Raw genomic sequence first — 25,459 nt, forward strand, 5'->3', positions numbered from 1 at the left:
TAATCGATTTCACGGTTACAGCCTCATCTCTCCAGAGACTCGCGTCCATGAAACAAGCCCTCGTCGAGATCACCCAGCGCATCCAGGAACGCAGCGCCGCCACCCGGCGCCCCTACCTGGCGCGCATCGACCAGCTCGCCCAGCGCGAGCGTGGTGCCGACCGCTTCAGCCCGGCCAACGTGGCGCATGCCTTTGCCGGCATGCCGCAGCACGACAAGATCCGCATCGTGGTGGAGCGGGCCACCAACATCGGCATCGTCACCGCCTACAACGACATGCTGTCGGCGCACCAGCCCTATGAATCCTTCCCCGCGGTGATCAAGGACGAAGCCCACCGCCATGCCGCCACCGCCCAGGTGGCCGGCGGCGTGCCGGCGATGTGCGACGGTGTCACCCAGGGCCTGCCCGGCATGGAGCTCAGCCTGTTCTCGCGCGACACCATTGCGCTGGGCACGGCGGTCGCGTTGACGCACGATGTCTTCGATGCCGCGCTGCTGCTGGGCATCTGCGACAAGATCGTGCCCGGCCTGCTGATCGGGGCACTGCATTTCGGCCACATCCCTTGCGTGTTCGTGCCGGGCGGGCCGATGAGCACCGGCCTGTCCAACAGCGAAAAGGCCAGGGTGCGCGAGCTGGCGGCCCAGGGCCAGGTGGGCCGGCCGCAGCTGCTGGAGGCCGAGCAGAAGGCCTACCACGGCCCCGGTACCTGCACCTTCTATGGCACCGCCAACAGCAACCAGATGCTGCTCGAGGCCATGGGCCTGCACGTGCCCGGCGCCGCCTTCGTGCACCCGCACCTGCAGTTGCGCGAGGAGCTCACGCGCGAGGCCGTGCGCACGGCCTTGTCCATCACCCGCGCCAAGCGCTTCACGCCGATCGGCCGCCTGGTGGACGAACGTGCCATCGTCAACGCGATGGTGGCGCTGCTGGCCACCGGCGGCTCCACCAACCACCTCATCCACTGGGTGGCGGTGGCGCGCTCGGCCGGCATCCTGATCGACTGGACCGACTTCTCGGACCTGTCCCACGTGGTGCCGCTGCTGGCCCGCGTGTACCCCAACGGCCAGGCCGACGTGAACCAGTTCCAGGATGCGGGCGGCCCCGGCTTCGTGCTGCGCGAGCTGATGGACAGCGGCCTGCTGCACACCGACGTGATGACGGTGGACGAACGTGGCATGCGCGCCTATGCCGAGCTGCCGCACCTGGAAGGCAACCGCCTGGTGTGGCAGCGCCTGCCCGCCGAGAGCGGCGACCGCAGCATCGTGCGCAAGGCCAGCGAGCCCTTCAGCCCCAGCGGCGGCCTGCGCCTGCTCACCGGCAACCTGGGCCGTTCGGTGATCAAGGTGTCCTCCGTGCCGGAGGATCGCCACATCATCGAAGCCCCGGCGCGGGTGTTCGAGGACCAGGAATCGCTGCAGCAGGCCTTCAAGGCCGGTGAACTGGACCGCGACTTCGTGGCGGTGGTGCGCTTCCAGGGCCCGCGCGCCAACGGCATGCCGGAGCTGCACAAGCTCACGCCGCCGCTGGCCGTGCTGCAGGGCAAGGGTTTCAAGGTCGCGCTGGTGACCGACGGCCGCATGAGCGGCGCCTCCGGCAAGGTGCCGGCAGCCATCCACGTGAGCCCCGAAGCGCTGGCCGGCGGTGCCCTGGGCAAGGTGCGCGACGGTGACGTGATCCGGCTGGACGCCGACGCCGGCACGCTCAATGCGCTGGTGGACCCGGCCGAGTGGGCCGCACGCGAAGTGGCCACGCTGTCGCCCGAGCGGGCGGAGATCAACAACCACGGCCTGGGCCGCGAGCTGTTTGCCGGCATGCGCCGCAACGTGGTCACTGCGGAAGAGGGCGCCTGCAGCTGGCTGTGAGGCGCTTGGCCAGGAACAAGGAACAAGACATGAACACCATCGAACTGGCCAACTACGGCCCCGTGATCCCTGTCATCGTGATCCAGCGCCTGGAGGACGCCGTGCCCCTGGCCCAGGCCCTGGTCGAAGGCGGCGTGCGCGTGCTGGAAGTGACCCTGCGCACCCCCGTGGCGCTCAAGAGCATGGAAGCGATCGCCAAGGCGGTGCCCGAGGCCATCGTGGGCGCCGGCACCGTGCGCTCGGTGGCCGACTTGCAGGCGGTGCGCGACGCGGGTTGCCAGTTTGCGGTGAGCCCGGGCTACACCTCGGAGATCGGCCGCGCCTGCCTGGAGATCGGCCTGCCGCTGCTGCCCGGCGTGGCCACCGGCAGCGAAGTGATGACGGCCCATGCCGATGGTTATCACTTCCTCAAGTTCTTTCCCGCCACGGCCGCGGGCGGCATCCCGATGCTCAAGGCCTTGGCCGGGCCGTTCCCGGACATCGCGTTCTGCCCCACCGGTGGCATCACGCCCGAGACGGCGCCGCAGTTCCTGGCCCTGCCCAACGTGAAGGTGTGCGGCGGCTCCTGGCTCACGCCGCAGGACGCGGTGGACCGCAAGGACTGGGCGCGCATCCGCGAGCTGGCGCGGGCCGCGGGCCGCCTGCGCGCCTGAGCCGCTGAGCCGACCCGCTAGGGAGCCGCGGGCCTCCTTCATCCTGGGGATACCGAGCCCCCAGGATGTGAGCAAGCACTTGGATTGTGCTGACCTGCCGCCTACAACTGCAGCAGGAGGTGGCCCATGAACCCCACGCAGGCGATCGACCATACGCTGCTGCTGCAGTGGCTTTTCGGCGCGGTGGTGGTGGGCCTGTACGCCCGCGACCGCTTCGACTCACCGCTGGCGGCCCGCTGCACCACCACCTTCACCCGCTACTGGGTGGCGCGCCTGGGCTACATCGGTTCCATGCTGGCGATCTTCCTGGTGCTGGGCGGTGCGGTCACCGACCTGGACCTGAAGCCGCTGTGGCAGCTGCTGGACCTGGACGCGGTGGCCAAGGATTCGGCCGCGCTGCCGGGCCCGCTGCTGTCCGCCCTGGTGCTCACCTCGCTGCTGCCGCATTTTCCTTACCTGAGCAAGATCGACGATTCGGTCAAGCTGTGGTTCCAGCGCGTGGGCAACATCCCGTTCGAGGTGCGTGAGCTCAGCGGGCAGATGCGCAATGCCGAATTCCGGCCCTCGCCCGACACGCTGGCCCGCCTGCGCGCGCGCCTGGAGGAGCTGGGCATCGACGAGCGCCTGCTGGAGGCGCCGCGCGGCAGCTTCCGCCTGCGTTGGGGCCAGGCCGCGGTGCTGTTCGCCAGCGTGCAGGCCTGGTCGGGCTCGCGCGGTTACCTGCGCTATGTGGACAGCCAGCACGCACGCCTTGCGGAGCTGAGCGCCCGCTTCGAATCCCTGGCCAGCCTGCTGGACCGGCGCACCCTCAACGAGCTGGACCACAGCGGCGAATCCTCCCTGGCCGATCCGTTCCGGCGCAAGCTGCGCCGCGACATCGACGAGGTGCACCAGGCGGTATGCGACTTCGCCAGCGGCGGCGTGCTGCACACCGAGTGGGGGCCGCGCGGGCGCTACGCCGCGCTGGCGACGCTGGGCTTCGTGGGGCTGGAGCGCCCTCGCCACGCGCTGGGTTCGCACGAGCTGGTGCTGGTGGGAGGGCTGATCTTCTTCGCGATGATGTTCGGTACGCTCATCGCGCGCCGGTTCGTCGACCCCGAGCCCCTGAACAACGGGCTTCGTGTCACCGTGATGGTCACGCTCATCTACGTGATCGCCATCGTGCTGGCGATCTACCCGAAGGCCGTCTGGCCTTTCGCCGACATCCGCGCCGCGGGGCGACGCCCGGTCGCCGCCTATGCCGTCTCCGGCGTGGCCGCTGCGGGCGCGGCGCTGGTGGTGTCGCTGCTGTTCCGCTTCGTGCTGGACGAGCCGGGCAACCTGCTGCACATGCTCTCCACACCAGGCCGGTTTTCCAATGCCTGGTTCACCACGCTGCAGCGCTGGCCCTGGCTGCTGATGACGCTGTTCGCCACCATCGCGATCGCCTGGGCCGCCGACGACCACCTGCTGGCCAGCACGCCGGTGCCCCGCTGGCTGCGCCATGCCGAGGCGGCCGGCATGGCGACCGTGTTTGCGCTGCTGCAGTGGATGGTGGTGGAGTTGATGGTCAGCGGCGCGTCGCAGGCGCAGCACGACGAATGGATGCGCCGGCTGCCGCAGATGGTGCTCACCTCGGTGACCATCGGCCTGTGCATCGGCTTCCTGGTGCCGCACCTGTACCGCAGCAAGAGCGGGCCGGTGCCGGCCGCGCCGTCGGTGGCGCCGGCTTTGCAGGCGGCCGGCTGAAGCGCGCGCCTTGGCTGGCCGTGGCCTTCAGGCGCCCGGTGCCGCGGCCTGCCTGGCCAGCGTGATGTCGAAGTGCGTGCCCTCACCAGGTTCGCTGCGCGCGTCCACCGTGCCGCCGAGCACGCGGTGCACCAGCTTGTAGACCAGGTACAGCCCGATGCCGGAGCCACCGTGGCCCAGCTTGGTGGTGTAGAAGGGGTCGAAGATCTTGTCGAGGCGGCCACTCGGAATGCCGGCCCCGTTGTCGCTGAACTCCAGCAACACGGTGTCCTGGTCCCTGGCCCGGGCCCGGATGCTGATGCGGCCGTGGGCCTGGCCGTCGAAGCCATGGCGCACGGCATTGCTCATCAGGTTGGTGAGCACCTGGCCCAGCGCACCCGGGTAACCCTCCAGCACCAGGTCGGGCGGGATGTCGGTGTGCACCTCGTGGCCGTGGCTGCGCAGCGTGGGCGCGAAGCTTTTCACCGCGTCCTGCACCGCGTCGGCCAGGCGAAAGCGCTGGCGCGCCTCGCCGGTGCCGGCGTCACCCTCCACCTGCTTGAAGTGCTGGATCAGGTCGGCCGCCCGGCGCAGGTTGCGCTGGATCACGTCGGTGGTGTCACGGCAGGTCTGCAGATGGGTGTCGAGGTCCTTGCGCGTGAGGCGCTGCTGCGCCAGCGCGGTGTCCACCTGCTGCGCGGTGTCGCCCAGCGTGGTGGCCGACAGCAGCGCGTTGCCCAGCGGCGTGTTCAGCTCATGCGCAAAGCCCGCCATCAGGGAGCCCAGGCTGGCCAGCTTCTTGGAGCGCAGCAGCTGTTCCTGCGTCTGCTCCAGCGTGCTCAGCGTCACCGCCAGTTCCTCGTTGGAGCGGGCCAGCTCCGCGGTGCGCTCGCCCACCTTGCTTTCCAGCTGTTCGTTCCAGGATTCGAGCAGGCGCTTGGCTTCGATCAGCTCGTTCACCTGCTTCTGCAGCCGGGTGGTCACGCGGTTGTAGTCCTCCCGCACGCGGCCGAGCTCGAAGCGCAGGCGGTCGTTGTCCAGCAGCGCCACGCGGTGCGCCTCTTCGTGCGCGCAGGCTTGGCGGATGGCCTCCAGCCAGCCGGCCAGCCAGTCGTTGAGCGTGGTCATGCGCTCGACCCGCAGGGTGAGCAGCCACAGCAGCGGCCCGAGCGAGCGGGCGCTCGATGGCACGCCCTGCACCAGCACCACGCCCCGCATGCGCTCGCGGAAGTCCGGCAACAGCTGCTGCAGCTCGTCCAGCGAGCGCACCAGGATCACCACCGTGCCGTCGAGCAGGTGCCGCTTGCACAGCTGCACATGCTCGAAGCCCGGCGGGGGCGGTGCGATGGTGCTGTAGAAGAGCTGGCGCGGATCCACGGGTTCAGGGCGCGGGTGGCTGGCCCACCAGCAGCAGCACGTAGGTCATGTTGTGGAAGAGGTTGCGGGTGTAGCTGCCGTCGGCGCGCTTGAGCGGGCCGATCTCGCCGAAGGATGCAAAACCCACCAGCGGCAGCTGCGCACCGAAGGTCTGCGACAGCGCCAGCGTCTCATGGCGGATCTGCTCGCCCAGCAGCCACTTGCGGCCGTTGCAGCTGACCACGAAGGCGGCAGCCGGCTCGAAGGCGTGGGATCGCGCCTCGGCCGCGATGCGGTACACCTCGCTCACCAGCTGCTCCGGCTCGGCCAGGCACACGCGTACCTGCTTGCCCGCCTGGATGCCACCATACAGCCCGAGCGAACCCGACTCCACGCTGAAGTCCGGCACGATGGTGCGCAGGATCTTCTCGCCCTCGCGTTCGCTGTCGGTCACGGTGAGCGCCAGCACGCCGCGGTCGGTCTGCAGCACCTGCTTGCCGGTCTCGCGCTCGATGAAGCCCATGGCCTCCAGGCCGTCGATCTGCATCACATTGGTGCCGCTGGCGCGCTCCACCTGGCCGGCGCGGCCCACCGGCGTGAGCGAGTTGCCGATCGCGATGTCGAAGTGCAGCGGGCCGTCGGCCGCCACCATCACGACGCCGTGGGTCTGGATCTCGCGGTTGGCGAACACGAAGCACTGCACCATCTGGTTGTCGTCGGCGGCCAGCCCGCCGATCACCGGCACGTCCACCTCGTCGCGCACCACGGTCTCGATGCGGCTGGCATCGGTGCGGAAGTCGGAGAACATGAAATACAGCGCCGGCTTGGCCTTCAGCCGCGGTGCCAGCTGGGCCAGGCAGTGGCGCACCGCCGCTTCGGGCTGGGTGCCCACGCCGCCAGCGCTGGCGAGATGGAAGGTCACCGCGCCTTCGGTGCTGATGCCCAGCGCGGCCACGCCCAGGTTGGACACCTCGCCCGGCACGAAGTAGCCGTCCCCCGAGTTGCCCGCCACGATGACGTCGGGGTTGCCGAGCGCGTCGTACAGGCCTTCCAGCAGCTCCGGGTTGCGGGCGTGCGCCACCGCGGCAAACAGCAGCACCAGCTCGGGCTTCACCGGCGCCAGCGCGGTGCCCAGCTCGATGCCGGCACGGTAGGGGTCGGATGCGAGCGAACTGGCGGACCGGGCGATCACGGCCATGGATGCCTCCTGTGCCTATCAGCGCTCGGCCAGCAGGCGCAGCAGCGCCTCGCCGGTCATGGGCTTGCCCCAGAGGTAGCCCTGGGCCTCGTCGCAGCCCAGGCCGCGCAGCAGCTCGGCCTGGGCCTGTGTCTCCACCCCTTCGGCAATCACCTTCAGGCCGAGCTTGTGCGACAGCGCGATCACCATCTCCACGATGCGGGTGTCCGGCTGCGGCGCGCCCAGCGGGCGGATGAAGGCCTTGTCGATCTTGATGCGGTCCACCGGCAAGCGGTCCAGGTAGGACAGGCTCGAATAGCCGGTGCCGAAGTCGTCGATGGCCACCGCCACCGCGCGGGCCTTCACCTCGTGCAGCGCGCGCTCGATCGCGCTGGAGCCGGTCATCGCCACCGATTCTGTGATCTCCAGCTCCAGCGCCTGGGCCGGCGTGGCGTGGTCGCGCAGGGCGCGGTCCAGCACTTCCAGGAACGCCGGGTGGCGGAACTGCACCGGTGACACGTTGACCGCCATGCGCAGCGGTGGCAGCCCCTGCGCCTGCACCTGCTGCAGCATCTGCAGTGCGGCGCGCAGGCCCCATTCGCCCAGGTTGACGATCAGGCCCGACTGCTCTGCCACCGGGATGAAGACCTCCGGCGACACCAGGGACTCTTCCGACGTGGGCCAGCGCATCAGCGCCTCCACGCCCACGATGCGGCCGCTGGCCAGCTCCACCTGCGGCTGGAAGGCCATGTACAAACGCTCGAACTGGAACGCATGGCGCAGGTCGGCCAGCAGCCGGGTGCGGTGGCGGGTCTCGTGCGCGATGGTGTCGGTGAAATACACCACCTGGCCCTGGCCGGCGGCCTTGGCGCGCTTGATCGCGATGGAGGCGTCCTTCAGCAGGTCGGCCCCGCTGCCGCCATAACCGGTCAGGCGCACCAGCCCGATGGAGGCGGACACCATGTGGTCGGTGCCCGCGGGCGCAAAAGGCTGGGCGAACAGCTGCCGCAGCACCTCGGGCCGCACCTGGGCCTCGTCGCCGAGCACACCGAACACGTCGCCGGCCACGCGCGCCACCACGCAGTGCGCGCCCAGCCCATCGACCAGCCGGGCGCTGATCGCCTGCAGCAGTGCGTCGCCATAGGCGTGGCCGAACATGTCGTTGGCTTCGGAGAACTGGTCCACGTCGAGCAGCGCCACGGCCTTGCCGGCCTGCTGGCCGGCGCTGCGCAGGGTGTCGATGCGGTGGATCAAGGCCAGCCGGTTGGGCAGGCGCAGCAGCCGGTCGGTGAAGGCATGCTCGCGCAGCTCGGCCACCAGCTCCACGTTTTCGCAGCAGATGGCGATGTTGGAGCAGAACACCTCCAGCAGTTGCTCATCGACGTGGCGCAGCGGCGCGGCCGACTCCAGGTACACCGCGAAGGAGCGCCCCTGGCGGCCGCTGAAGTGCAGGGTGAGGTGGCGCGGGCCGATCTGCCGCGCGCCGGTGTCGAAGCTGCGGCGCAAGCTGGCCACCAGTTGGGGGTCGTCGATCTCGGACAGCGGCCGGTTCAGGAAACCGGCGCAGCGCCCGGCCGCCGCGATCACCAGGCCGTTGCCCGGCTGCGCCCGGTTGGCGCTGGCGCACACCAGGCCCGCCGGCGCGATGCCCATCAGCGCGGCCAGCTGGGTGAGCACGCCCTCGCTGAACTCCGTGATGCCCTGCAGCGAGATGAAGTCGTTGCAGGCGTTGACGATCTGCTTGAGGCCGCGCCGGCTGTGCTGCAGCCGGCTCAGCTGGTCGAAGGACCGCACCGCGGCGATCATCGCGGTGAGCAGCTTGGTGCGGGTGAGCTCGCTCTTGGTCTTGTAGTCGTTGATGTCGTAGTGGCAGATCGTTTCGATCTCCGGGGCATAGCCCGGCTGGCCGGTGCGCAGGATGATGCGCACCTCCGCCAGGCCCAGCACCTCGCGCACCACGCGCACCATCGCCAGGCCGGCGTCTTCGCGCTCCATCACCACGTCCAGCAGGATGACCGCCACGTCGGGGTGCTCGCGCAACAAGGCCACGGCCTCGTGCGAGGTGGCGGCATGCAGAAAGGCGAGTGGCCGCTCCAGGATGCGGCTGGCACGCAGCGCGAGTTCGGTGCTGCGGTGCACATCCTGGTCGTCGTCGACGATCAGGATCTTCCACGGAGCGGCATAGTCCGGCGCATTGGCGGCGGTGTCGTCGCCGTAGAACTCGACCAGTTCGCCGCCAGTGGCCATTCGCGCTCTTGCGGGAGGGGTTGTTGCAGGATGCTACCCGGGCAGGAGGGGGCCTCAACCCGGGCTTACCAGCAGGTGTGTGACACCTTGCCGGAAGGCGCTGCTGCCTAGAATCCCCGGCTTCCGCCTCACAGGGAGCTCCCATGCGTTTGTGCCTCACCGCGGCACTCCTGGCCGTCACCATCGGCCTGTCACCCGCCACCCAGGCCGCCGAATCCGAAGCCGACCGCTGGAACCTGGCCGACATCTACCCGGCGCAGGCGGCCTGGGATGCCGACGCCGCCAAGCTGGAGTCCCAGTTCAAGGCCTTCGGCGCCTGCAAGGGGCAGCTGGGCCGCAGCGCCGCGCGCCTGCGCGAATGCCTGGACCTCAACGCCGACATGACCAAGCGGCTGTACCGCCTGTACGTGTACGCCGCCGAGCGGCTGGCCGAGGACACCGGCGTGTCGGCCAGCCTGGCGCTGCAGCAGCGCGTCGACCTGCTGCAGAACCGCCTGAGCGAAACGGTCGCCTTCATGGAGCCCGAGATCCTGCGCATCGGTGCGCCGAAGGTGAAGCAGTTCCTCGCCCAGGACAAGGGCCTGGGCGTCCACCGCTTCGGCCTGGAACGCACGCTGCGCACCGCGGCCCACACGCTGAGCGCGGAAGGCGAGGGCATCATCGCCGCCTTCGGCTTGATGAACGACAGCGGCCAGGCGGCCTACAACATCCTGTCCAACGCCGACATTCCCTGGCCCAAGCTCAAGCTCGCCAGCGGGGAGGAGGTGACGCTGGACGCATCGGCCTACACCAAGTACCGCGAGGCGCCCAACCGCGAGGACCGCAAGCGCGTGATGGACGCGTTCTTCGGCACCTTCAAGACCTACGAGCGCACCATGGGCGTGACGCTGTATGCGCAGCTCAAGCAGGACAAGGTGTACGCCGCGGTGCGCAAGTACCCCGACTCCATCACCCGCTCGCTCGACCAGGAGAACCTGCCGGTGGCGGTGATCGACACCCTGATCGCGCAGACCAACGCCAACCTGCCCACGCTGCACCGCTACTTCAAGCTGCGCGCGAAGCTGCTGGGCGTGAGCGACATGCGCTACTACGACATCTACCCGCCGCTGGTGCGCGGGGAGAACTTCAAGTTCCCGCTCGCCGCGGCCAAGCAGTTCACCCTGGAGGCGGTGGCACCGCTGGGCACCGAGTACGTGGAGGCCATGCGCAAGGGCTTCGACAGCCGCTGGATGGACGCCTACCCGCGCCCGCGCAAGCTCTCCGGTGCGCACATGGCCGGTTATGCCTACGACCTGCACCCCTTCGTGCTGATGAACTACAACGACGACTACGAGTCGGTGACCACCCTGGCCCATGAATGGGGCCATGCGATGCACTCGTACCTGGCCAGCCGCGCCCAGCCCTTCGTGACGGCCAACTACGCCACCTTCACCGCCGAGATCGCCTCCACCTTCAACGAAGCCCTGCTGCTGGACCGCATGCTCAGGGCCGCCAAAACCGACGACGAGCGCCTGTTCTACCTGGGCTCGGCGCTCGAAGGCCTGCGCGGCACCTTCTTCCGGCAGGCGATGTTCGCGGAGTTCGAGCGCACCATCCACGCCCAAGCCGACCGCGGCGAGCCGCTCACCGGCGAGGCGCTCACCAAGACCTACTGCGACATCCTCAAGCGCTACCACGGCGCCGACCAGGGCGTGGTGGCCATCGACGAGGCCTACTGTACCGAGTGGGCCTACATCCCCCACTTCTACAACGCGTTCTACGTCTACCAGTACGCCACCTCCATCGCCGCCAGCCAGCAGTTCGCGAAGGCGGTGGCGGGCGGCGACAAGGCGGCGCTGGAGCGTTACCTCGGGCTGCTGAAGGCGGGCGGCTCGGGCTACCCCTACGACCTGGTCAAGCGCGCCGGGGTGGACCTGGCCACGCCCGCGCCCTACCAGGCGCTGGTGGCGCGCATGAACCAGATCATGGACGACATCGAGGCCATCCTCGCCAAGCGGCGCTGATTGCGGCGGGAGTGGAGCCTGGAAGGCTTGCTGCAAAGCCGTCCAGGTGACGGCCCTGCGATTGCTCACGTTCGTAGGGCTTGGTCACATCCGGGGTCGCCGCCCTCGGGGGCGGCGCACCACGGGGCCGGCGCCGACGCATCCGGGAAAGTACGGGCACGGCGTGTGCTGGCCTGCTGCTGTTTCCAACCCCCAGCCCAGGAGCTCTCACATGCAATCGACCACTTCCCTGTTCCGCCTGACCGCCCTTGTTGCCGCCACGTCGGCCGCACTGATGCTCTCGGCCTGCAACAAGGCCAACGACGCCGGCAGCGGCAGCACCACCGGCACCAGCACCACCGCTCCTACCGGCGCTGACACCAGCTCCACCACCAGCGGTACCGGCAGCACCACGGGCGGCGCCACCAGCGGCTCCACCTCGTCCACCACCGGCACGTCCGGCACCGACACCACCGGCACGGCGGGCAGCACGACCGGCAGCACCTCTGCCACGATGCCGGCCGACGCGGCTTCCGCTCCGAAGACCACCCCGTAAGCCGTTTCTCAGACTGGCAACGCGCGGGCAGGACGTCAGCCCGCGTGCTGCCAGCGCCCCTGCACCGTGATCTCCGTCTTGACCGAGTTCGCGATGTAGCACTGCTCGTGTGCACTGTGATGCAGGCGCTCCACGTCTGCATCACTCGGGCGCTTGGTGCCCGAAAACACCACCTCGGGGCGCAGCGTGGCCCGGGTCACGGCCTGGCGGCCGTGGCCGATGTCCTCCATTACCCCTTCGGCCGCGTCGCTGTAGCGGTCCACGCACAGGCCTTCGCGCCCCGCCAGCCACAGGAAGGTGAGCATGTGGCAGCTCGACAGGGCCGCCACGAACGCCTCTTCCGGATCCACGTTGGCCGGATTGGAATACGGCACCCGCACCGACAGCGGCGAGCTCGACGCCGGCACCACCGCACCCCCGTCGAAGCGCCATTCATGCGCGCGGCTGTAGCGGTTGTCGGTGAAGGCGGCGTCGCCGCGGGTCCAGTCGATCTGGGCGGTGTAGAGGTGCATCGCAGGCTCCTGTTGAACGACCGTCAGGCCACGGCGGCCACGGCCAGGGATTGGGTTTCTCGCAGGTGCCGGGTGAGCACCTCGACGGCCTTGTCGACATCGCGTGCCTGCACGGCGCTCAGCAGCGCATGGTGTTCGTCGTGCCAGCCGGCCCGGCGCGAGCCGGGCTGCAGCCGGGCCACGTAGAAGCGCTGCACCGAGCCGCGCAGGCTCGCGATGATCTGCAGCGTGCGGGGGCGTTCACAGGGCGCATACAGCGCGTCGTGGAAGGCCCGGTCGCCACGCGCCCAGCCCTGCACGTCATCTTCGGCATCCAGCTGGCGCTGCAGGGTGGCCAGCCGGCGCACAGTGGCCTCCGTATGGCGCGGCACGGCGTGGCGCAGCGCCTCGCACTCCAGCAGCACGCGCAGGTCGAACACCTCGCTCATCTCCTGCGCGCTGAAGCCGGCCACGAAGGCCCCGCGGTTCGGCTCCACCACCACCAGGGCTTCCGCCTGCAGCGCGCTCAGCGCATCGCGCACCGGGATGCGGCTGACACCGAACTCGGCGGCCAGCTCTTCCTGGCGCAGCGCCGCGCCCGGCGGCCAGCGCCCAGCGTTGATGGCGTCCCGCAGCGCGCTGGTGAGCGAGGCTGCGGCCGTGGGGGAACTGGTGCGCATCCGTTCATTGTATACATGTATACAAACGCCTGGGATTGAAAAAAGCCCGTTCACCACGGGTGGCAACGGGCTTCGTTCACCGGGCCTGGGGAACAGCCTTCAGGCCTCCAGGACGGGATTTGCTGACAACGGTGACGGGTTCCATGATTCCGCCCATTGGTGCGGCCGGTTCATGTCAGCAATGTCGTTATTGTGCGGGCGCCGTGTGACAGTGATTTGACGAGAAGCAGGCTTTGCGCGGCGCTGTTCAAGCCATGCCGGGCCGGCGCACAAGCTGCGCCATCGCCGCGGTGCCGGCATCGCTGCCTTCGGCGAGCAGCCCCTGGGTCACGCCCTCGCGGTCGGCGGCGGGGCGGTTCTGGCTCACCTTCCACTTGCCTTCCAGCCGCAGCAGCGGAATCTCGATGCCCACGATCGCGCCCAGCAGCTGGGCCGTGAAGTCCGCCGGCGCATCGTCGATCTGCCAGGGCTCGGCACGGGGGCCTTCATGGCGGGCCGTGAGGCGCTGCAGGAAGGCACGCAGCCACACCGGGTCGTCCTTGGCATGGAAGCGGCCGTGCGCATGCACGACCGCATAGTTCCAGGTCGGCACCACCTTGCCGTGTTCGCGCTTGCTGGCGTACCACGCCGGCGACACATAGGCCTGCGGCCCCTGGAAGATGGCGAGTACCGGCGCCCCTGCGGCCAGCTCCTGCCACAGCGGATTGGCGCGTGCCACGTGGCCACGCAGGGTGCCGTGCTCGCCATCCGCCGCGTCGTACAGCAGCGGAATGTGGTCGGCGCTCAGGCTGCCGTCCGGCGCCTGGCGCACCAGCGTGGCCAGCGGATGCGCCTGCATCAGCGCCTGCAGCTCGGTCGGGTCGTCCTGCACGAAATGGCGCGGCTGGTACATCAGTCGCCCGTGCGTTCGATCAGCTCGATCTTGTAGCCGTCCGGATCGGTGATGAAGGCGATGACGGTGCTGCCGCCTTTCACCGGGCCCGGTTCGCGGGTGATGGCGCCGCCAAGCGAGGCCGCCTTGTCGCGCAGCCCTGCGCAGGTGGCGGCCACGTCCGGCACGCCGATGGCGATGTGGCCGTAGGCGGTGCCCAGTTCATAGCGGTCCACGCCATAGTTGTAGGTGAGCTCGATCTCGGCGTGTTCCGGATTGCTGCCGTAGCCCACGAACGCGAGGTCGTACTGCTGTTCAGGCCGCCGCGTGGTGCGCAGCAGTTGCATGCCCAGCACCTGGGTGTAGAAGTCGATGGAGCGCTGCAGGTGGCCAACGCGCAGCATGGTGTGGAGCAGTCTCATGATGAGGGCCGCCCGGCCGCCCGAAGGCCCTGAAGCGCCCCGAGGGCCACGAGAGTGGCCCTCTTCGAGGTCCATGGGGGCAGCGAACGAAGTGAGCGTGGGGGTTTCATGTCGCTATCGTGCATCGAGCACGATGCAGGTGGTGGTGGCGTGGGCGAACAGTGTGCCATCGGGGCCGACCAGCCGCCCTTGCGAAGTGCCGATCTTGCCGCCGCTGTAGATCACTTCGCCGATCGCGCGCACCAGCGGTACCTGCTCGGTGAGGCCCTTCACATAGTTCACCTTCAGCTCCAGCGTGGTGTAGGTCTTGCCCGCGGGCAGCAGGGTGTGGATGGCGCAGGCCACCGCCGAATCCAGCAGGGTGGCGATCCAGCCGCCGTGCACCGTGCCCAGCGGGTTGTAGTGCTCGAACAGCGGCCGGCCCTGGAACACCGCGCGGCCGGGAGTCGCCTCCACGAGCGAGAAGTTGAGGGTGGCGCTGATCGGCGGTGCCGGGATCTCGCCTGCGAGCAGGGCCTCGAAGACCTGCATGCCTGTCTTGCCGGCGAACTGCTCCGGGCGGCCCAAGCCGGTGTGGCGGATGCGCGCACGCACCTCGGCATCGCGCGCCTGCCATTCGGCGAGGGTGCGCTCGGTGGTGGAAAGGTCGTTGACGGTGGTCATGCGAGGCCTCGATGCGGTTGTATATGCAATCATTGTAGCTACAATGATCGACATGCCACAGGCCGACACCGCCATCGCATCCATTGCCGTGCCGCGCGGCTGCACCAACCTCAAGCTGCGCCAGCTCAGCCGCGCCGTGACACGCCACTACGACGCCTACATCGCCACCACCGGGCTGAAGAACACGCAGTACGCGCTGCTGTCCAACGCGGTGCTGTTCGGTCCTATCCAGCCGTCCGAACTGGCGGCGCGCATGCGGTTGGACCCCTCCACGCTCACGCGCAACCTGCAGCCGCTGATCGCCCAGGGCTGGCTGGTGCAGGGGCCGGGCGACAACGCGCGCAGCCGGTTGGTGAGCGCCACCGACCAGGGGCGCGCCAAACGGGCGGAAGGCCAGCGCGCCTGGAAGCAGGCGCAACTCGCGTTGAACGCGCGGCTGGGCCCGCAGCGGGTGGCGGCGCTGCATGCGCTGGTGGACGAGTGCATGGCTGTGCTGGACCTCGGCGACGACGAGCCGGCCTGAGCCGGCGCGCAGGCCCGCCACTACAATCGCGCGCTGTCATGGGGGAGTAGCCTCCCTTCCTTCGGAACAGCGCCGAAGCGAGAGGGCCCTGCGTCAACAGACTTGCCCGTCCACGGGCATGGCGCAGGCGGCAATTGGCGAGACCTTTGACTGCACTGCCTCCTGTTCGGCCGGAGACGCGGTGCGGTCATCGGTATTCGGTCCGGCCGCGGAACCCCTTGAAGTGGAATCCTTTTTCGTCTCCACCGGCATCGTCGCGCTCGCCGAAATGGGCGACAAGACGCAGCTGCTGTCCCTGGTGCTGGCCGCGCGCTTCAAGCGCCCATGGCCCATCGTGCTGGGCATCCTGGTGGCCACCTTGCTCAACCATGCCGGCGCCGGCGCCGTGGGTGCCTGGGTCACGCACTGGCTGGGGCACGACACCTTGCGCTGGGTGCTCGGCCTGTCCTTCATCGCCATGGCGGCCTGGACGATGGTGCCCGACAAGCTCGACGAGGACACTGCCGTGCAGAAGGCCGCGCACGGCGTGTTCCTCAGCACGCTGATCGCCTTCTTCCTGGCGGAAATGGGGGACAAGACGCAGGTGGCCACCGTGGCCCTGGCGGCCCGTTACGCCGACCTGTGGCCGGTGGTGGCGGGCACCACGCTGGGCATGATGCTGGCGAACGTGCCGGTGGTGCTGCTGGGCGACAAGGTCACGAAGAAGGTGCCCCTACGCGTGGTGCACGCGGTGGCCGCGCTGCTGTTCCTGGTGCTGGGTGTGGGCGTGCTGGCCGCGGCCTAGGCGGACGGTTGGCGCGAGCAGCTTTTCGAAGTCCGCTTCGTGGGGATGAGCCGAAGGCCAGCTCAGGCGTCCGGGTTGCGGTCCAGCCAGATGCCCAGGCCCTGGGCGTTGAGTTCCACGTCCATGGCCAGCAGCTCCGCAACGAGCGCTGCGTCGTTGATGCCATGGCCGGCGAGGCGGTCCTGGTAGAGCGCGAGCAGGCCGTGTTTGAGGCGCTGGTGGCGCTCGGGTACATCGCGCAGTGCACGCGCGAGGATCACCATGGCCTCCACCTGGTCCAGCAGCAGCTGGCCCAGGCGTGGCACGTCGCCCACCCGGCCGTAGTGGGTGAGGTACATCCAGCGCGGCTGCCGTGCCAGCAGGCGCTGTACCGACTCGCGCAGGGCTTCGGGCTCGAACTGCACCGGCGTGGAGGTGGGCATGATCCACGCGCCTTCCAGCGTGTCGAACTCGCGGTAGCTCAGGCCGAAGGTGTCGCCGGTGAACCAGCCCTGGCTCATGGCGTCCCAGATGCAGTGGTGGTGGCGCGCGTGACCGGGCGTGTCGATGAACTCCAGCGTGCGGCCGGCCAGCTGAAGCGTCATGCCGTCGCTGCTGTGCAGCACCCGCTCGGCAGGCACGCCCACCAGCGTGCCGTAGGAACGGTCCATCTCCGCCTGGCCATACACCGCGAGCGCGCCCTGGTAGAGCTGGCTGGGGTCCACCATGTGGCGCGCGCCGCGCGGATGCACCACCAGCCGCGCTGACGGCAGCTGCTGCATCAGCAGCCCGGCGCCGCCCGCATGGTCCAGGTGCACATGGGTGGGGATCACGTAGTCCACCGCGTCGGGCGCCAGGTTCAGGGATGCCAGCGCCTGCAGCAGCCGCGGCACCGCATGGTTGGTGCCGGTATCGATGAAGGCCGCGCGGCCCTCGTGCACGATTAGGTAGGCCGCATCGAACTGCGGGCGGTGGAAACCGGTGTCGATGGCGTACAGGCCGGCGTGCAGCGGCTCCACGAAGTCGGGCAGGGGTGTCATGGGCTCGGAGGCTGGAGAATCGACGGAGACCGCGGCATTCTAGGCAGCGGGGAATTTGCTTTACTTCTAAAGTATTTTCCCCGCACAATGGATTCATCATGCGCATCGTCTGCATCGGCGGCGGCCCGTCCGGCCTGTACTTCGCCCTCCTGATGAAACAGCTGGACCCGACGCACCACATCACCGTGGTGGAGCGCAACCGGCCCTATGACACCTTCGGCTGGGGCGTGGTGTTCTCCGACGCCACCATGGACCGCATGCGCCAGTGGGACGCGGTCACCGCCAACGAGATCGAGGTGGCCTTCAACCACTGGGACGACATCGAGCTGCACTTCAAGGGCCGCACCCTGCGCTCGGGCGGCCACGGCTTCGTGGGCATCGGCCGCAAGCGGCTGCTCAACATCCTGCAGGCGCGCTGCGAGGCGCTGGGCGTGGAGCTGGTGTTCGAACGCGAGGTGGAGTCGGACACCGAGTACCCGGATGCCGACCTCATCATCGCCAGCGACGGCATCAACTCGCGCATCCGCCAGAAGTACGCCGACGTGTTCGAGCCCGACATCGTGACGCGGCCCAACCGCTACATCTGGCTGGGCACCACCAAGCTGTTCGACGCCTTCAACTTCCTGTTCGAACGCACCGAGCACGGCTGGTTCCAGGCCCACGTCTACAAGTTCGACGACAAGACCACGACCTTCATCGTCGAGACACCCGAAGATGTGTGGAAGGCGCACGGCCTGGACCGCGCCGACACCGACGCTTCCATCGCCTTCTGCGAACAGCTGTTCAAGGATCACCTCGACGGCCACCAACTGCTGAGCAATGCACGCCATCTGCGCGGCTCTGCGTGGCTCAATTTCCAGCGCATCAAGTGCGAGCAGTGGTCCCACTTCAATGGCCGCAGCCATGTGGTGCTGATGGGCGACGCGGTGCATACCGCGCACTTCGCCATCGGCTCGGGCACCAAGCTCGCGCTGGAGGATGCGATCGAGCTGGTGCAGCAGTTCAAGGCAGTGGGCGACACGGTGGAGCACATCCCGCAGGTGCTGCGGCAGTACCAGGCCGTGCGCGCCATCGACGTGCTGCGCCTGCAGAACGCGGCCTGGAACGCGATGGAGTGGTTCGAGGTGGTCGGCCGGCGGTATGCCGACCAGCTGGAGCCCGAGCAGTTCATGTACTCCATGCTCACGCGCTCACAGCGCATCTCGCACGAGAACCTGCGGGTGCGCGATGCCGCCTGGCTGCAGGGCTACGAACGCTGGTTCGCATTGCGCGCGGGCATGCACCTGAGGCCCGACGACGTGCCGCCGCCACCGATGTTCACCCCGCTCACCGTGCGCGGGCTCACGCTGCTCAACCGGGTGATCGTGTCGCCGATGGCGATGTACTCCGCACAGGACGGCGTGGCGGGTGAATTCCACCTGGTTCACCTGGGCGCGCGCGCCATGGGCGGCGCCGGGCTGGTGTACACCGAGATGACCTGCCCGTCGGCCGACGCGCGCATCACGCCCGGCTGCGCCGGCATGTATGCGCCCGAGCATGTGCAGGCCTGGAAGCGCATCGTGGACTTCATCCACGCCAACACACCGGCCAAGGTGGGCCTGCAGCTTGGCCATGCCGGCCGCAAGGGCGCCACCCGTGTGGCCTGGCAGGGCATCGACGAGCCGCTGGATGACACGCAGGCCTGGCCGCTGGTCTCCGCCTCGCCGCTGCCCTACCTGCCGCAGTCGCAGGTGCCGCGCGAGATGAGCCGCGCCGACATGGATCGGGTGACTGCCGAGTTCGTGCGCGCGGCCCGCATGGGCGCCGAGGCCGGCTTCGACATCCTGGAGCTGCACTGCGCGCATGGCTACCTGCTGTCGAGCTTCCTGTCGCCGCTGACCAACCGGCGCACCGATGACTACGGCGGCTCGCTTGCCAATCGCCTGCGCTATCCGCTGGAGGTGTTTGCCGCGGTGCGTGCCGTGTGGCCGCAGGACAAGCCGATCTCGGTGCGGCTGTCCTGCCACGACTGGTTCCCCGGCGGCAACACCGCCGACGATGCGGTGGCGATGGCACAGGCCTTCAAGGACGCGGGCGCCGACCTGATCGACTGCTCCTCCGGCCAAGTGTGGCCCGACGACAAGCCGCAGTACGGCCGCATGTACCAGACGCCGTTCGCCGACCGCATCCGCAACGAGGTGGGCATCCCCACGGTGGCCGTGGGCGCGATCTTCGAAGCCGACCATGCCAACATGGTGATTGCGGCTGGTCGCGCCGACCTGTGCGCCGTCGCGCGGCCCCACCTGGCCGACCCGGCCTGGACGCTGCACGAAGCGGCCCGCATCGGCTACGACGGCCTGGCCTGGCCGCCGCAGTACCAGTCGGGCCGGCGCCAGTACGAGACCAACCTGCGCCGCCACTACCAGGCGCCTGGGGCATGACGAGCGAACCCTTGCGAGGCCGCCATGCGCTGGTGACCGGCGCCGGCAGCGGCATCGGTGCCGCCGTGGCCCTGGCGCTGGCCGAGGCCGGCGCGCACGTCACGCTGCTGGGCCGGCGCGAGGCCGCGTTGCAGGCCACGCGCGAACGCCTGCCGCAGCCGGAGCGCCATGCGGTGTGCGTGGCCGATGTGTCCGATGAGGCGCAGGTGCGCCAGTGCGTGGGCCAGGCGCAGCACACGCGCGGCCCCGTCACCCTGCTGGTGAACAACGCCGGCCAGGCGCGCAGCCAGCCCTTTCTCAAGAGCGACCCGGCGCACTGGCGTGAGATGCTCGACGTGAACCTGATGGGCACGGTGCACTGCAGCCACGCGGTGCTGCCGGGCATGCTGCAAGCCGGCGGCGGGCGCATCGTGAACGTGGCCAGCACGGCCGGCCTCACCGGCTATGCCTATGTGAGCGCCTATTGCGCGGCCAAACATGCGGTGGTGGGCTTCACGCGGGCGCTGGCGCTGGAGCTGGCGCGCAAGGGCGTGACGGTGAACGCGGTGTGCCCTGGCTACACCGACACGCCGCTGCTGGACGATGCAGTGCACAACATCGTGGCCAAGACCGGGCAGGGCGAAGTGTCGGCCCGTGCCGCCCTGGCCCAGCACAATCCGCAAGGCCGCCTGGTGCAGCCGGCGGAAGTGGCGCACAGCGTGCTGTGGCTGTGCCTCGACGAGAGCGCTTCCATCACCGGCCAGGCGATCGCCGTGGCCGGTGGCGAGATCATGTGACGGAGACCTCCATGCACGACGACAAACGCCCGCTGCGCGACTATGCGGCGCGCCACTTCGGCTGGCAGTGCAGCGACGATGGCCGGGTGGCCACCATCACGCTGAACCGGCCGGAGAAGAAGAACCCGCTCACCTTCGAGTCGTACGCCGAGCTGCGCGACCTGTTCCGCGCGCTCGTCTACGCCAGCGACGTGCGCTGCGTGGTCATCCAGGGCGCGGGCGGCAACTTCTGCTCCGGCGGCGACGTGTTCGAGATCATCGAGCCGCTCACCCGCATGGCCGCACCGCAGCTGCTGCAGTTCACGCGCATGACCGGCGACCTGGTGAAGGCGATCAAGCGGGCGCCGCAGCCGGTGGTGGCCGCCATCGACGGCATTTGTGCCGGTGCCGGCGCCATGGTGGCCCTGGCGGCCGATCTCCGGCTGGGCACGCCGCGTGCGAAGACGGCCTACCTCTTCACCCGCGTGGGCCTGGCCGGTGCCGACATGGGCGCCTGCGGCCTGCTGCCACGCGTGATCGGCCAGGGCCGGGCCACCGAGCTGCTGATGAGCGGGCGCAGCATGAGCGCGGAAGAGGGCGCCGCCTGGGGCTTCTTCAATGCCCTGCATGCGCCGGAGGCGCTGCTGCCGGCGGCGCAGGCGATGGCGCGGCAACTGGCCGACGGGCCGTGGTTCGCGCACACCATCACCAAGACCATGCTGAACCAGGAGTGGGCCATGGGCATCGAGGAGATGATCGAGAGCGAAGCGCAGGCGCAGGCGCTGTGCATGCTGACGCAGGACTTCAAGCGCGCCTTCGATGCGTTTGCCGCCAAGCAGGCGCCGCGCTTCGAGGGTCATTGAGCCGGAGCCCCGATGTCACGCCTGTCCCACCTGCAGCTGCCGTTCTTCGATGACGGCCACCGTGCGCTGGCCGCCGCGCTGGACGCCTGGGGCGCGCGCGAACTCCAGCATGTGAACCATGAGGAGACGGACGCAAGCTGCCGGCAGCTGGTGCGTGCGCTCGGGCAAGCCGGTTTCCTGCGTTACTGCGTGCCCAAGGCGCATGGCGGCGCGCTGGAGGCGGTGGATTCACGCTCGTTGGTGATCGCCCGCGAAACCCTGGCCCGCCACGACGGGCTGGCGGACTTTGCGTTTGCGATGCAGGGTTTGGGCAGCGGCGCCATCACGCTGGCCGGTTCGCCCGAACTGCAGGCGGAGGTGCTGCCGCGGGTGGCGGCGGGCGAGTGGATCGCTGCGTTTGCGCTGTCCGAACCGGAGGCCGGCTCGGACGTGGGCGCCATGGCCTGCGAGGCCGTGAACCAGGGCGACCACTACGTGCTCAACGGCGAGAAGACCTGGATCTCCAACGGCGGCATCGCGGACGTGTACTGCGTGTTCGCCCGCACCGGCGAGGCGCCCGGCACGCGCGGCATCTCGGCCTTCGTGCTGCATGCCGGCACGCCGGGCTTCGAGATCGCCGAGCGCATCGAAGTGATGGCGCCGCATCCGCTGGCGCGCCTGCGCTTCACCGACTGCCGCGTGCCCAAGGCGCAGCGCCTGGGCGCGGCCGGGGAGGGCTTCAAGCTCGCCATGCGCACGCTGGACATCTTCCGCGCCTCGGTGGCGGCGGCCGCGCTGGGCTTTGCGCGCCGCGCGCTCGACGAAGCGCTGGCGCATGCCAGCCAGCGCCGCATGTTCGGGCAGGCGCTGGCGGACTTCCAGCTCACCCAGGCGACCCTGGGTGACATGGCGAGCGACATCGATGCGGCGGCACTGCTCACCTATCGTGCGGCCTGGCAGCGCGACGTGCAAGGTGGCCGCACCACGCGCGAGGCGGCGATGGCCAAGATGGTGGCCACCGAGAACGCGCAACGCGTGATCGACCGCGCGCTGCAGCTGCACGGCGGCCGCGGCGTGCAGCGCGGCTCGGCAGTGGAGTCGCTCTACCGCGAGATCCGCGCGCTGCGCATCTACGAAGGCGCCACCGAGGTGCAGCGCCTGATCATCGGCCGCGATCTCGTCGCGCAGACGCCGGCCTGAGGGTTCGTGCGTCGGCGCGTGCGTGCGGCGCGCCGGCAAGGTGACTTCATCACCGCGAGTGCGGCGGTGTCAGGCCGGCGGATCTGCAGGCGGCAGTGACCGTTTCAGCTCGCCGAGCAGATCGAACAGCGCGGCCTGCTGTGCCGGCGCCAGCCCGCCGAGCAGGTCCACCACCCAGCCTTCATGGGCCCTGGCCATGGTTCGGAACTGGCGCTTGCCCTCGGCAGTGAGCCGCACGGTGTAGGCACGCCGGTCGCTCGGGTCGTCCCGGCGCTCCACCAGGCCTTCGGCGACGAGCTTGTCGGTCAGGCCGGTGATGTTGCCGCCGGTCACCATGAGCCGGCGCGACAGCTCGCGCATCTTCAGGCCGTCCGGATGGCGGTCCAGCTGGGCCATCAGGTCGAAGCGGGGCAGGGAACCGTCGAACTGGGTGCGCAACCGGGTGCGCAAGGGCGCTTCGATCAGGTTGGTGCAGGCCAACAGCCGCAACCACAGGCGCAAGGCCATGTGGTCGTCGGCGGTGGCCCGGGTTTCGGAGTCGACGCTGACCGGGTCGACAGCGGCAGGATCGGCGGGGGGCGGCATGCCTGCTAGCGTATAGCAGCCGCCCCGCCCGCGGGCGGTCAGGACAGCGGTTGCTGGTTGGCCTGGATGGCCCACAGGCGCGCGACGTCGGCGGCACCGTCCGTGCCTTGCACGCTCTTGAGCGTCTGGATGCCCTTGGCCTTCTTGCCCGCCTGGATCTGCGCCAGGCCGAGCCGCAGCTTGGCATCCTCCGGGCGCTTCAGGCTGCCCTTGGCGATGCCTTCTTCGATCAGCGCCAGGCCCTTGTCGGCCTGGCCCATGGTGACGTACTGGTAGCCCACCTTCACCAGGCCGTTGCCGTCCTTCGCGGCCTTCGCCTCGGCGGTTTCCTTCTCGATGTTGGCGGTGGCTTCGGCCTCCTGCTTGAGCGCCAGGTCGCGCAGGCGCTTCTGGCGTTCCGCTTCCGCCCCGGTGCCCAGCACGCCGGTGGAGAAGCCCTTTTCCACGATGCGCTTGCCTTCGGAGGCCAGGCCGGCTTGCAGGGCCAGCTGGGCGGCTTCCATGAAGTCGTTCGGCTTGGTCATGTTGCCGGTGGCGATCTGCAGGCGGTAGATGTCCAGCGCGAAACGATCGGAGAAGCCCGGCTTGCGCGGCAGGCGCGAGAGGATGTCGACCCAGTACTCCTTCTTGGGGTAGTAGGCGAGCAGCTTTTCTACCGTGCTGGCGAAGCCGGCGTTGTTGTTCAGGCGCTGGTAGGCGTTGGCCAGCAGCTGCAGGTCCTGGTCGCTGGGGCGGCGGCCGGCCTGCTCGTCGGCGGAGACGTCGGCCTGCATCTGCTTGGCCACCGAGGCGAAGTCACCCGACTGGAACGAGGCCTGGACGATCAGCTGGCGCATCGCCGGGCTGTTGCCGGCCTTCCGGGCCCACTGGATCGACTTGGCATAGTGCCCGGCGCGGTATTCGGCCCCGGCCAGCGCTTCGGCGATCTTGGCTTCCTCACCCGCGGGCAGCTTGCCCGACGCCAGCACCTGCTCGAACGCCCGCGCGGCGGTGTCGTAGTCCCCGGCGCCGAGTGCGGCCGAGCCGCGGGCCCGTTCGATGGTGAGCTGCTCGGCCGGCGTCTTGCCGGGCACCGCGTCGGCCTCACGCACCTTGGCCATCGCGTCCTTGAACTTGCCCGCACGCATCAGGTCTGCGGCGGCTTTCAGTGCCTTGGCAATGTCCGGCTTCACTGCCTGCGCCTGCGCTTGCGCGGCCGCGACGCCGACCGCGCCGTCGGGCGCGATGTTGAACAGCATTCCCGCGGCGAGCAGAGCGGCGGGGAGAAGGCGCAAGGACGTGTGGATCATGCGGGCCTCAAAAAAGGGAAAAGGGGCGTGCCACCGTCAAAACGGCGCAGGCCCCTTGGGGGATTACTGCAGGAACTGCTCGTTACCGACCAGGCCGATCTTGGTGACACCCAGGCGCTGGGCCGTGGCCATCACGTGGGCCACGTGCTTGTAGGTCACCAGCTTGTTGGGCCGCAGGTGCACCTCGGGCTGGTCGGCCTGGGCGGCCACGCCGGCCAGCTTGGCCTGCAGCTCGGCATCGGTGCCGACGATGGTGCCGTTCCAGCCGATGGTGCCGTCGAAGTCCACGTCGATGCGGATGATCTCCGGCGGCTTGGGCGGCGGTGCGCTCGGGCCGACCGGCATGTTCATCTTCACCGCATGGGTCTGGATCGGGATGGTGATGATCAGCATGATCAGCAGCACCAGCATCACGTCGATCAGCGGCGTGGTGTTGATGTCCACCATCACCTCGCCGTCGCCCGCGGAACCTACGCTCATTGCCATGTCAGTACTCCTTACTGCGCTACGTTCGGCGGCGGTTCGGTGATGAAACCGACCTTGAGGATGCCGGCGCGCTGGCAGGCCACCACCAGGCGGCCCACGCTTTCGTAGCGCACTTCCTGGTCGCCGCGGATGTGCACTTCCGGCTGCGGCTCCTTGACCGATTCCTTCTTCAGCCGCTCCACCAGCTCGTCGATGGTGGGGATGAGCTTGACGCCCCAGTAGATGTCCCCGTCCTTGCTGACGGCCAGGAGGATGTTCTCCGGCTTGGTCTGCGTGGGCAGGTTGCGCTCCTTGGGCAGCTCCAGCGCGATCGACTGCGTGACCACGGGAATCGTGATCAGGAAGATGATCAGCAGCACCAGCATCACGTCCACCAGCGGCGTGGTGTTGATGGTGGAGTTGACCTCTTCTTCGTCGCTATCGGGGCTTCCGACGTTCATTGCCATGACGGCTCTCCAACTTCAGTGCGGGTTCCGGCCGGCTGCCTTGCTGCGTTGAGGCGGCTGGCTGCACCCACCCGATGGGCAGCGCAGCGGCGCAAGGCAGGCCGGTGCCCTTGAATCAGCGAACGACCTTGGCCGAACCGGCCAGCAGCACGTTGTGCAGGTCGCCGGCGAAGGCGCGCACACGCTCCAGCGCGCCCTTGTTGCGGCGAACCAGCCAGTTGTAGCCCATCACCGCAGGCACCGCGACGGCCAGGCCGAAGGCGGTCATGATCAGTGCTTCACCCACCGGGCCGGCCACCTTGTCGATGGAGGCCTGGCCGGCGATGCCGATGGCGGTCAGCGCGTGGTAGATGCCCCAGACGGTGCCGAACAGGCCCACGAACGGTGCGGTGGAGCCCACGGTGGCCAGGAAGGCCAGGCCGTCGGACAGGCGGCTCTGGATG

25 protein-coding genes and 1 riboswitch are annotated in these 25,459 nt (G+C 69.1%); of the genes, 11 read left to right on the forward strand and 14 right to left on the reverse strand.

Annotated elements, in window-relative coordinates:
* Positions 1-47 precede the first annotated feature (47 nt).
* The 3 genes from edd (at position 48) to VPH43_RS18880 (ending at position 4,243) form a co-directional block, all read left to right on the forward strand.
* Positions 48-1,862 (forward strand): phosphogluconate dehydratase, encoded by a 1,815-nt coding sequence (gene edd, locus VPH43_RS18870; RefSeq protein WP_328579285.1) that lies wholly within the window; start codon positions 48-50, stop codon positions 1,860-1,862.
* A gap of 29 nt (positions 1,863-1,891) precedes the next feature.
* Positions 1,892-2,515, forward strand: coding sequence for a bifunctional 4-hydroxy-2-oxoglutarate aldolase/2-dehydro-3-deoxy-phosphogluconate aldolase (locus VPH43_RS18875; protein ID WP_328579286.1), 624 nt, complete (start codon positions 1,892-1,894; stop codon positions 2,513-2,515).
* 126 nt (positions 2,516-2,641) lie between these two features.
* Complete coding sequence (locus tag VPH43_RS18880) at positions 2,642-4,243, forward strand: hypothetical protein (protein ID WP_328579287.1); 1,602 nt, start codon at positions 2,642-2,644, stop codon at positions 4,241-4,243.
* Positions 4,244-4,270: 27 nt separating this feature from the next.
* Here the strand turns inward: VPH43_RS18880 and VPH43_RS18885 are convergent, their stop codons facing one another.
* From VPH43_RS18885 to VPH43_RS18895, 3 genes are read right to left on the reverse strand one after another with little or no spacing between them, the layout of a single operon-like run.
* Positions 4,271-5,599, reverse strand: a complete 1,329-nt coding sequence (locus VPH43_RS18885) for a sensor histidine kinase (RefSeq protein WP_328579288.1) — start codon at positions 5,597-5,599, stop codon at positions 4,271-4,273.
* Positions 5,600-5,603: 4 nt separating this feature from the next.
* Positions 5,604-6,776, reverse strand: a complete 1,173-nt coding sequence (locus tag VPH43_RS18890; protein WP_328579289.1) for an FIST signal transduction protein — start codon at positions 6,774-6,776, stop codon at positions 5,604-5,606.
* A gap of 18 nt (positions 6,777-6,794) precedes the next feature.
* Positions 6,795-9,002, reverse strand: coding sequence for an EAL domain-containing response regulator (locus VPH43_RS18895; protein ID WP_328579290.1), 2,208 nt, complete (start codon positions 9,000-9,002; stop codon positions 6,795-6,797).
* A gap of 143 nt (positions 9,003-9,145) precedes the next feature.
* Between VPH43_RS18895 and pepF the strand changes: the two genes are divergently transcribed.
* The gene (gene pepF, locus VPH43_RS18900) at positions 9,146-11,005 is read left to right on the forward strand and encodes an oligoendopeptidase F (protein WP_328579291.1); all 1,860 of its coding nucleotides are present in this window, start codon (positions 9,146-9,148) and stop codon (positions 11,003-11,005) included.
* A 211-nt stretch (positions 11,006-11,216) separates the two neighbouring features.
* On the forward strand, positions 11,217-11,540 hold the full coding sequence (locus VPH43_RS18905) for a hypothetical protein (protein ID WP_328579292.1): 324 nt from the start codon (positions 11,217-11,219) through the stop codon (positions 11,538-11,540).
* Positions 11,541-11,575: 35 nt separating this feature from the next.
* Here the strand turns inward: VPH43_RS18905 and VPH43_RS18910 are convergent, their stop codons facing one another.
* The 5 genes from VPH43_RS18910 to VPH43_RS18930 form a co-directional block, all read right to left on the reverse strand.
* Complete coding sequence (locus tag VPH43_RS18910) at positions 11,576-12,052, reverse strand: OsmC family protein (protein ID WP_328579293.1); 477 nt, start codon at positions 12,050-12,052, stop codon at positions 11,576-11,578.
* 23 nt (positions 12,053-12,075) lie between these two features.
* Complete coding sequence (locus VPH43_RS18915) at positions 12,076-12,711, reverse strand: GntR family transcriptional regulator (protein ID WP_328579294.1); 636 nt, start codon at positions 12,709-12,711, stop codon at positions 12,076-12,078.
* Between the two features lie 247 nt (positions 12,712-12,958).
* Positions 12,959-13,603: an FMN-binding negative transcriptional regulator gene (locus VPH43_RS18920; RefSeq protein ID WP_328579295.1), complete on the reverse strand. Its 645-nt coding sequence runs from the start codon at positions 13,601-13,603 to the stop codon at positions 12,959-12,961.
* Entirely contained in the window at positions 13,603-14,004 is a 402-nt protein-coding gene (gene gloA, locus VPH43_RS18925; RefSeq protein ID WP_328579296.1) for a lactoylglutathione lyase, read from the reverse strand. The genes VPH43_RS18920 and gloA overlap by 1 nt, the downstream gene beginning before the upstream one ends.
* 114 nt (positions 14,005-14,118) lie before the next feature.
* Positions 14,119-14,667 (reverse strand): PaaI family thioesterase, encoded by a 549-nt coding sequence (locus tag VPH43_RS18930; protein WP_328579297.1) that lies wholly within the window; start codon positions 14,665-14,667, stop codon positions 14,119-14,121.
* Positions 14,668-14,719: 52 nt separating this feature from the next.
* Between VPH43_RS18930 and VPH43_RS18935 the strand changes: the two genes are divergently transcribed.
* Positions 14,720-15,190, forward strand: a complete 471-nt coding sequence (locus VPH43_RS18935; protein WP_328579298.1) for a MarR family winged helix-turn-helix transcriptional regulator — start codon at positions 14,720-14,722, stop codon at positions 15,188-15,190.
* A 29-nt stretch (positions 15,191-15,219) separates the two neighbouring features.
* A riboswitch (yybP-ykoY riboswitch) is annotated at positions 15,220-15,410 on the forward strand.
* Between the two features lie 3 nt (positions 15,411-15,413).
* Positions 15,414-15,974, forward strand: a complete 561-nt coding sequence (locus VPH43_RS18940) for a TMEM165/GDT1 family protein (RefSeq protein WP_328579299.1) — start codon at positions 15,414-15,416, stop codon at positions 15,972-15,974.
* Between the two features lie 62 nt (positions 15,975-16,036).
* Here the strand turns inward: VPH43_RS18940 and VPH43_RS18945 are convergent, their stop codons facing one another.
* Positions 16,037-16,993: an MBL fold metallo-hydrolase gene (locus VPH43_RS18945; RefSeq protein WP_328579300.1), complete on the reverse strand. Its 957-nt coding sequence runs from the start codon at positions 16,991-16,993 to the stop codon at positions 16,037-16,039.
* A gap of 98 nt (positions 16,994-17,091) precedes the next feature.
* Between VPH43_RS18945 and VPH43_RS18950 the strand changes: the two genes are divergently transcribed.
* From VPH43_RS18950 to VPH43_RS18965, 4 genes are read left to right on the forward strand one after another with little or no spacing between them, the layout of a single operon-like run.
* Entirely contained in the window at positions 17,092-19,413 is a 2,322-nt protein-coding gene (locus tag VPH43_RS18950; RefSeq protein WP_328579301.1) for a bifunctional salicylyl-CoA 5-hydroxylase/oxidoreductase, read from the forward strand.
* Entirely contained in the window at positions 19,410-20,189 is a 780-nt protein-coding gene (locus VPH43_RS18955; RefSeq protein WP_328579302.1) for an SDR family NAD(P)-dependent oxidoreductase, read from the forward strand. Before VPH43_RS18950 ends, VPH43_RS18955 begins: the two co-directional genes overlap by 4 nt.
* Before the next feature lie 11 nt (positions 20,190-20,200).
* Positions 20,201-21,031: an enoyl-CoA hydratase family protein gene (locus VPH43_RS18960; RefSeq protein ID WP_328579303.1), complete on the forward strand. Its 831-nt coding sequence runs from the start codon at positions 20,201-20,203 to the stop codon at positions 21,029-21,031.
* A 12-nt stretch (positions 21,032-21,043) separates the two neighbouring features.
* Complete coding sequence (locus tag VPH43_RS18965; RefSeq protein WP_328579304.1) at positions 21,044-22,210, forward strand: acyl-CoA dehydrogenase family protein; 1,167 nt, start codon at positions 21,044-21,046, stop codon at positions 22,208-22,210.
* Between the two features lie 69 nt (positions 22,211-22,279).
* Here VPH43_RS18965 and VPH43_RS18970 read toward each other — a convergent pair whose 3' ends face one another.
* From VPH43_RS18970 to VPH43_RS18990, 5 genes are all read right to left on the reverse strand, one after another.
* The gene (locus VPH43_RS18970; RefSeq protein WP_328579305.1) at positions 22,280-22,795 is read right to left on the reverse strand and encodes a MarR family winged helix-turn-helix transcriptional regulator; all 516 of its coding nucleotides are present in this window, start codon (positions 22,793-22,795) and stop codon (positions 22,280-22,282) included.
* Positions 22,796-22,833: 38 nt separating this feature from the next.
* Positions 22,834-24,033: a hypothetical protein gene (locus VPH43_RS18975; RefSeq protein ID WP_328579306.1), complete on the reverse strand. Its 1,200-nt coding sequence runs from the start codon at positions 24,031-24,033 to the stop codon at positions 22,834-22,836.
* 114 nt (positions 24,034-24,147) lie between these two features.
* Positions 24,148-24,570 (reverse strand): ExbD/TolR family protein, encoded by a 423-nt coding sequence (locus VPH43_RS18980; RefSeq protein WP_328579307.1) that lies wholly within the window; start codon positions 24,568-24,570, stop codon positions 24,148-24,150.
* 11 nt (positions 24,571-24,581) lie between these two features.
* The gene (locus tag VPH43_RS18985) at positions 24,582-25,016 is read right to left on the reverse strand and encodes an ExbD/TolR family protein (RefSeq protein ID WP_328579308.1); all 435 of its coding nucleotides are present in this window, start codon (positions 25,014-25,016) and stop codon (positions 24,582-24,584) included.
* 115 nt (positions 25,017-25,131) lie between these two features.
* A partial coding sequence (locus VPH43_RS18990; RefSeq protein ID WP_328579309.1) for a MotA/TolQ/ExbB proton channel family protein occupies positions 25,132-25,459 on the reverse strand: 328 nt, incomplete at its 5' end.

This window comes from Ideonella sp. BN130291 (assembly GCF_036231905.1).
GTDB lineage: Bacteria > Pseudomonadota > Gammaproteobacteria > Burkholderiales > Burkholderiaceae_C > CAMLIZ01.

Bases quoted from the DNA above. Each gene is read 5' to 3' on its own strand.
- edd (WP_328579285.1), top strand. From the start codon at position 48: ATGAAACAAGCCCTCGTCGAGATCACCCAGCGCATCCAGGAACGCAGC.
- VPH43_RS18875 (WP_328579286.1), top strand. From the start codon at position 1,892: ATGAACACCATCGAACTGGCCAACTACGGCCCCGTGATCCCTGTCATC.
- VPH43_RS18880 (WP_328579287.1), top strand. From the start codon at position 2,642: ATGAACCCCACGCAGGCGATCGACCATACGCTGCTGCTGCAGTGGCTT.
- VPH43_RS18890 (WP_328579289.1), bottom strand. From the start codon at position 6,776: ATGGCCGTGATCGCCCGGTCCGCCAGTTCGCTCGCATCCGACCCCTAC.
- VPH43_RS18895 (WP_328579290.1), bottom strand. From the start codon at position 9,002: ATGGCCACTGGCGGCGAACTGGTCGAGTTCTACGGCGACGACACCGCC.
- pepF (WP_328579291.1), top strand. From the start codon at position 9,146: ATGCGTTTGTGCCTCACCGCGGCACTCCTGGCCGTCACCATCGGCCTG.
- VPH43_RS18905 (WP_328579292.1), top strand. From the start codon at position 11,217: ATGCAATCGACCACTTCCCTGTTCCGCCTGACCGCCCTTGTTGCCGCC.
- VPH43_RS18910 (WP_328579293.1), bottom strand. From the start codon at position 12,052: ATGCACCTCTACACCGCCCAGATCGACTGGACCCGCGGCGACGCCGCC.
- VPH43_RS18915 (WP_328579294.1), bottom strand. From the start codon at position 12,711: ATGCGCACCAGTTCCCCCACGGCCGCAGCCTCGCTCACCAGCGCGCTG.
- VPH43_RS18920 (WP_328579295.1), bottom strand. From the start codon at position 13,603: ATGTACCAGCCGCGCCATTTCGTGCAGGACGACCCGACCGAGCTGCAG.
- gloA (WP_328579296.1), bottom strand. From the start codon at position 14,004: ATGAGACTGCTCCACACCATGCTGCGCGTTGGCCACCTGCAGCGCTCC.
- VPH43_RS18930 (WP_328579297.1), bottom strand. From the start codon at position 14,667: ATGACCACCGTCAACGACCTTTCCACCACCGAGCGCACCCTCGCCGAA.
- VPH43_RS18935 (WP_328579298.1), top strand. From the start codon at position 14,720: ATGCCACAGGCCGACACCGCCATCGCATCCATTGCCGTGCCGCGCGGC.
- VPH43_RS18945 (WP_328579300.1), bottom strand. From the start codon at position 16,993: ATGACACCCCTGCCCGACTTCGTGGAGCCGCTGCACGCCGGCCTGTAC.
- VPH43_RS18950 (WP_328579301.1), top strand. From the start codon at position 17,092: ATGCGCATCGTCTGCATCGGCGGCGGCCCGTCCGGCCTGTACTTCGCC.
- VPH43_RS18955 (WP_328579302.1), top strand. From the start codon at position 19,410: ATGACGAGCGAACCCTTGCGAGGCCGCCATGCGCTGGTGACCGGCGCC.
- VPH43_RS18960 (WP_328579303.1), top strand. From the start codon at position 20,201: ATGCACGACGACAAACGCCCGCTGCGCGACTATGCGGCGCGCCACTTC.
- VPH43_RS18965 (WP_328579304.1), top strand. From the start codon at position 21,044: ATGTCACGCCTGTCCCACCTGCAGCTGCCGTTCTTCGATGACGGCCAC.
- VPH43_RS18970 (WP_328579305.1), bottom strand. From the start codon at position 22,795: ATGCCGCCCCCCGCCGATCCTGCCGCTGTCGACCCGGTCAGCGTCGAC.
- VPH43_RS18975 (WP_328579306.1), bottom strand. From the start codon at position 24,033: ATGCTGTTCAACATCGCGCCCGACGGCGCGGTCGGCGTCGCGGCCGCG.
- VPH43_RS18980 (WP_328579307.1), bottom strand. From the start codon at position 24,570: ATGGCAATGAGCGTAGGTTCCGCGGGCGACGGCGAGGTGATGGTGGAC.
- VPH43_RS18985 (WP_328579308.1), bottom strand. From the start codon at position 25,016: ATGGCAATGAACGTCGGAAGCCCCGATAGCGACGAAGAAGAGGTCAAC.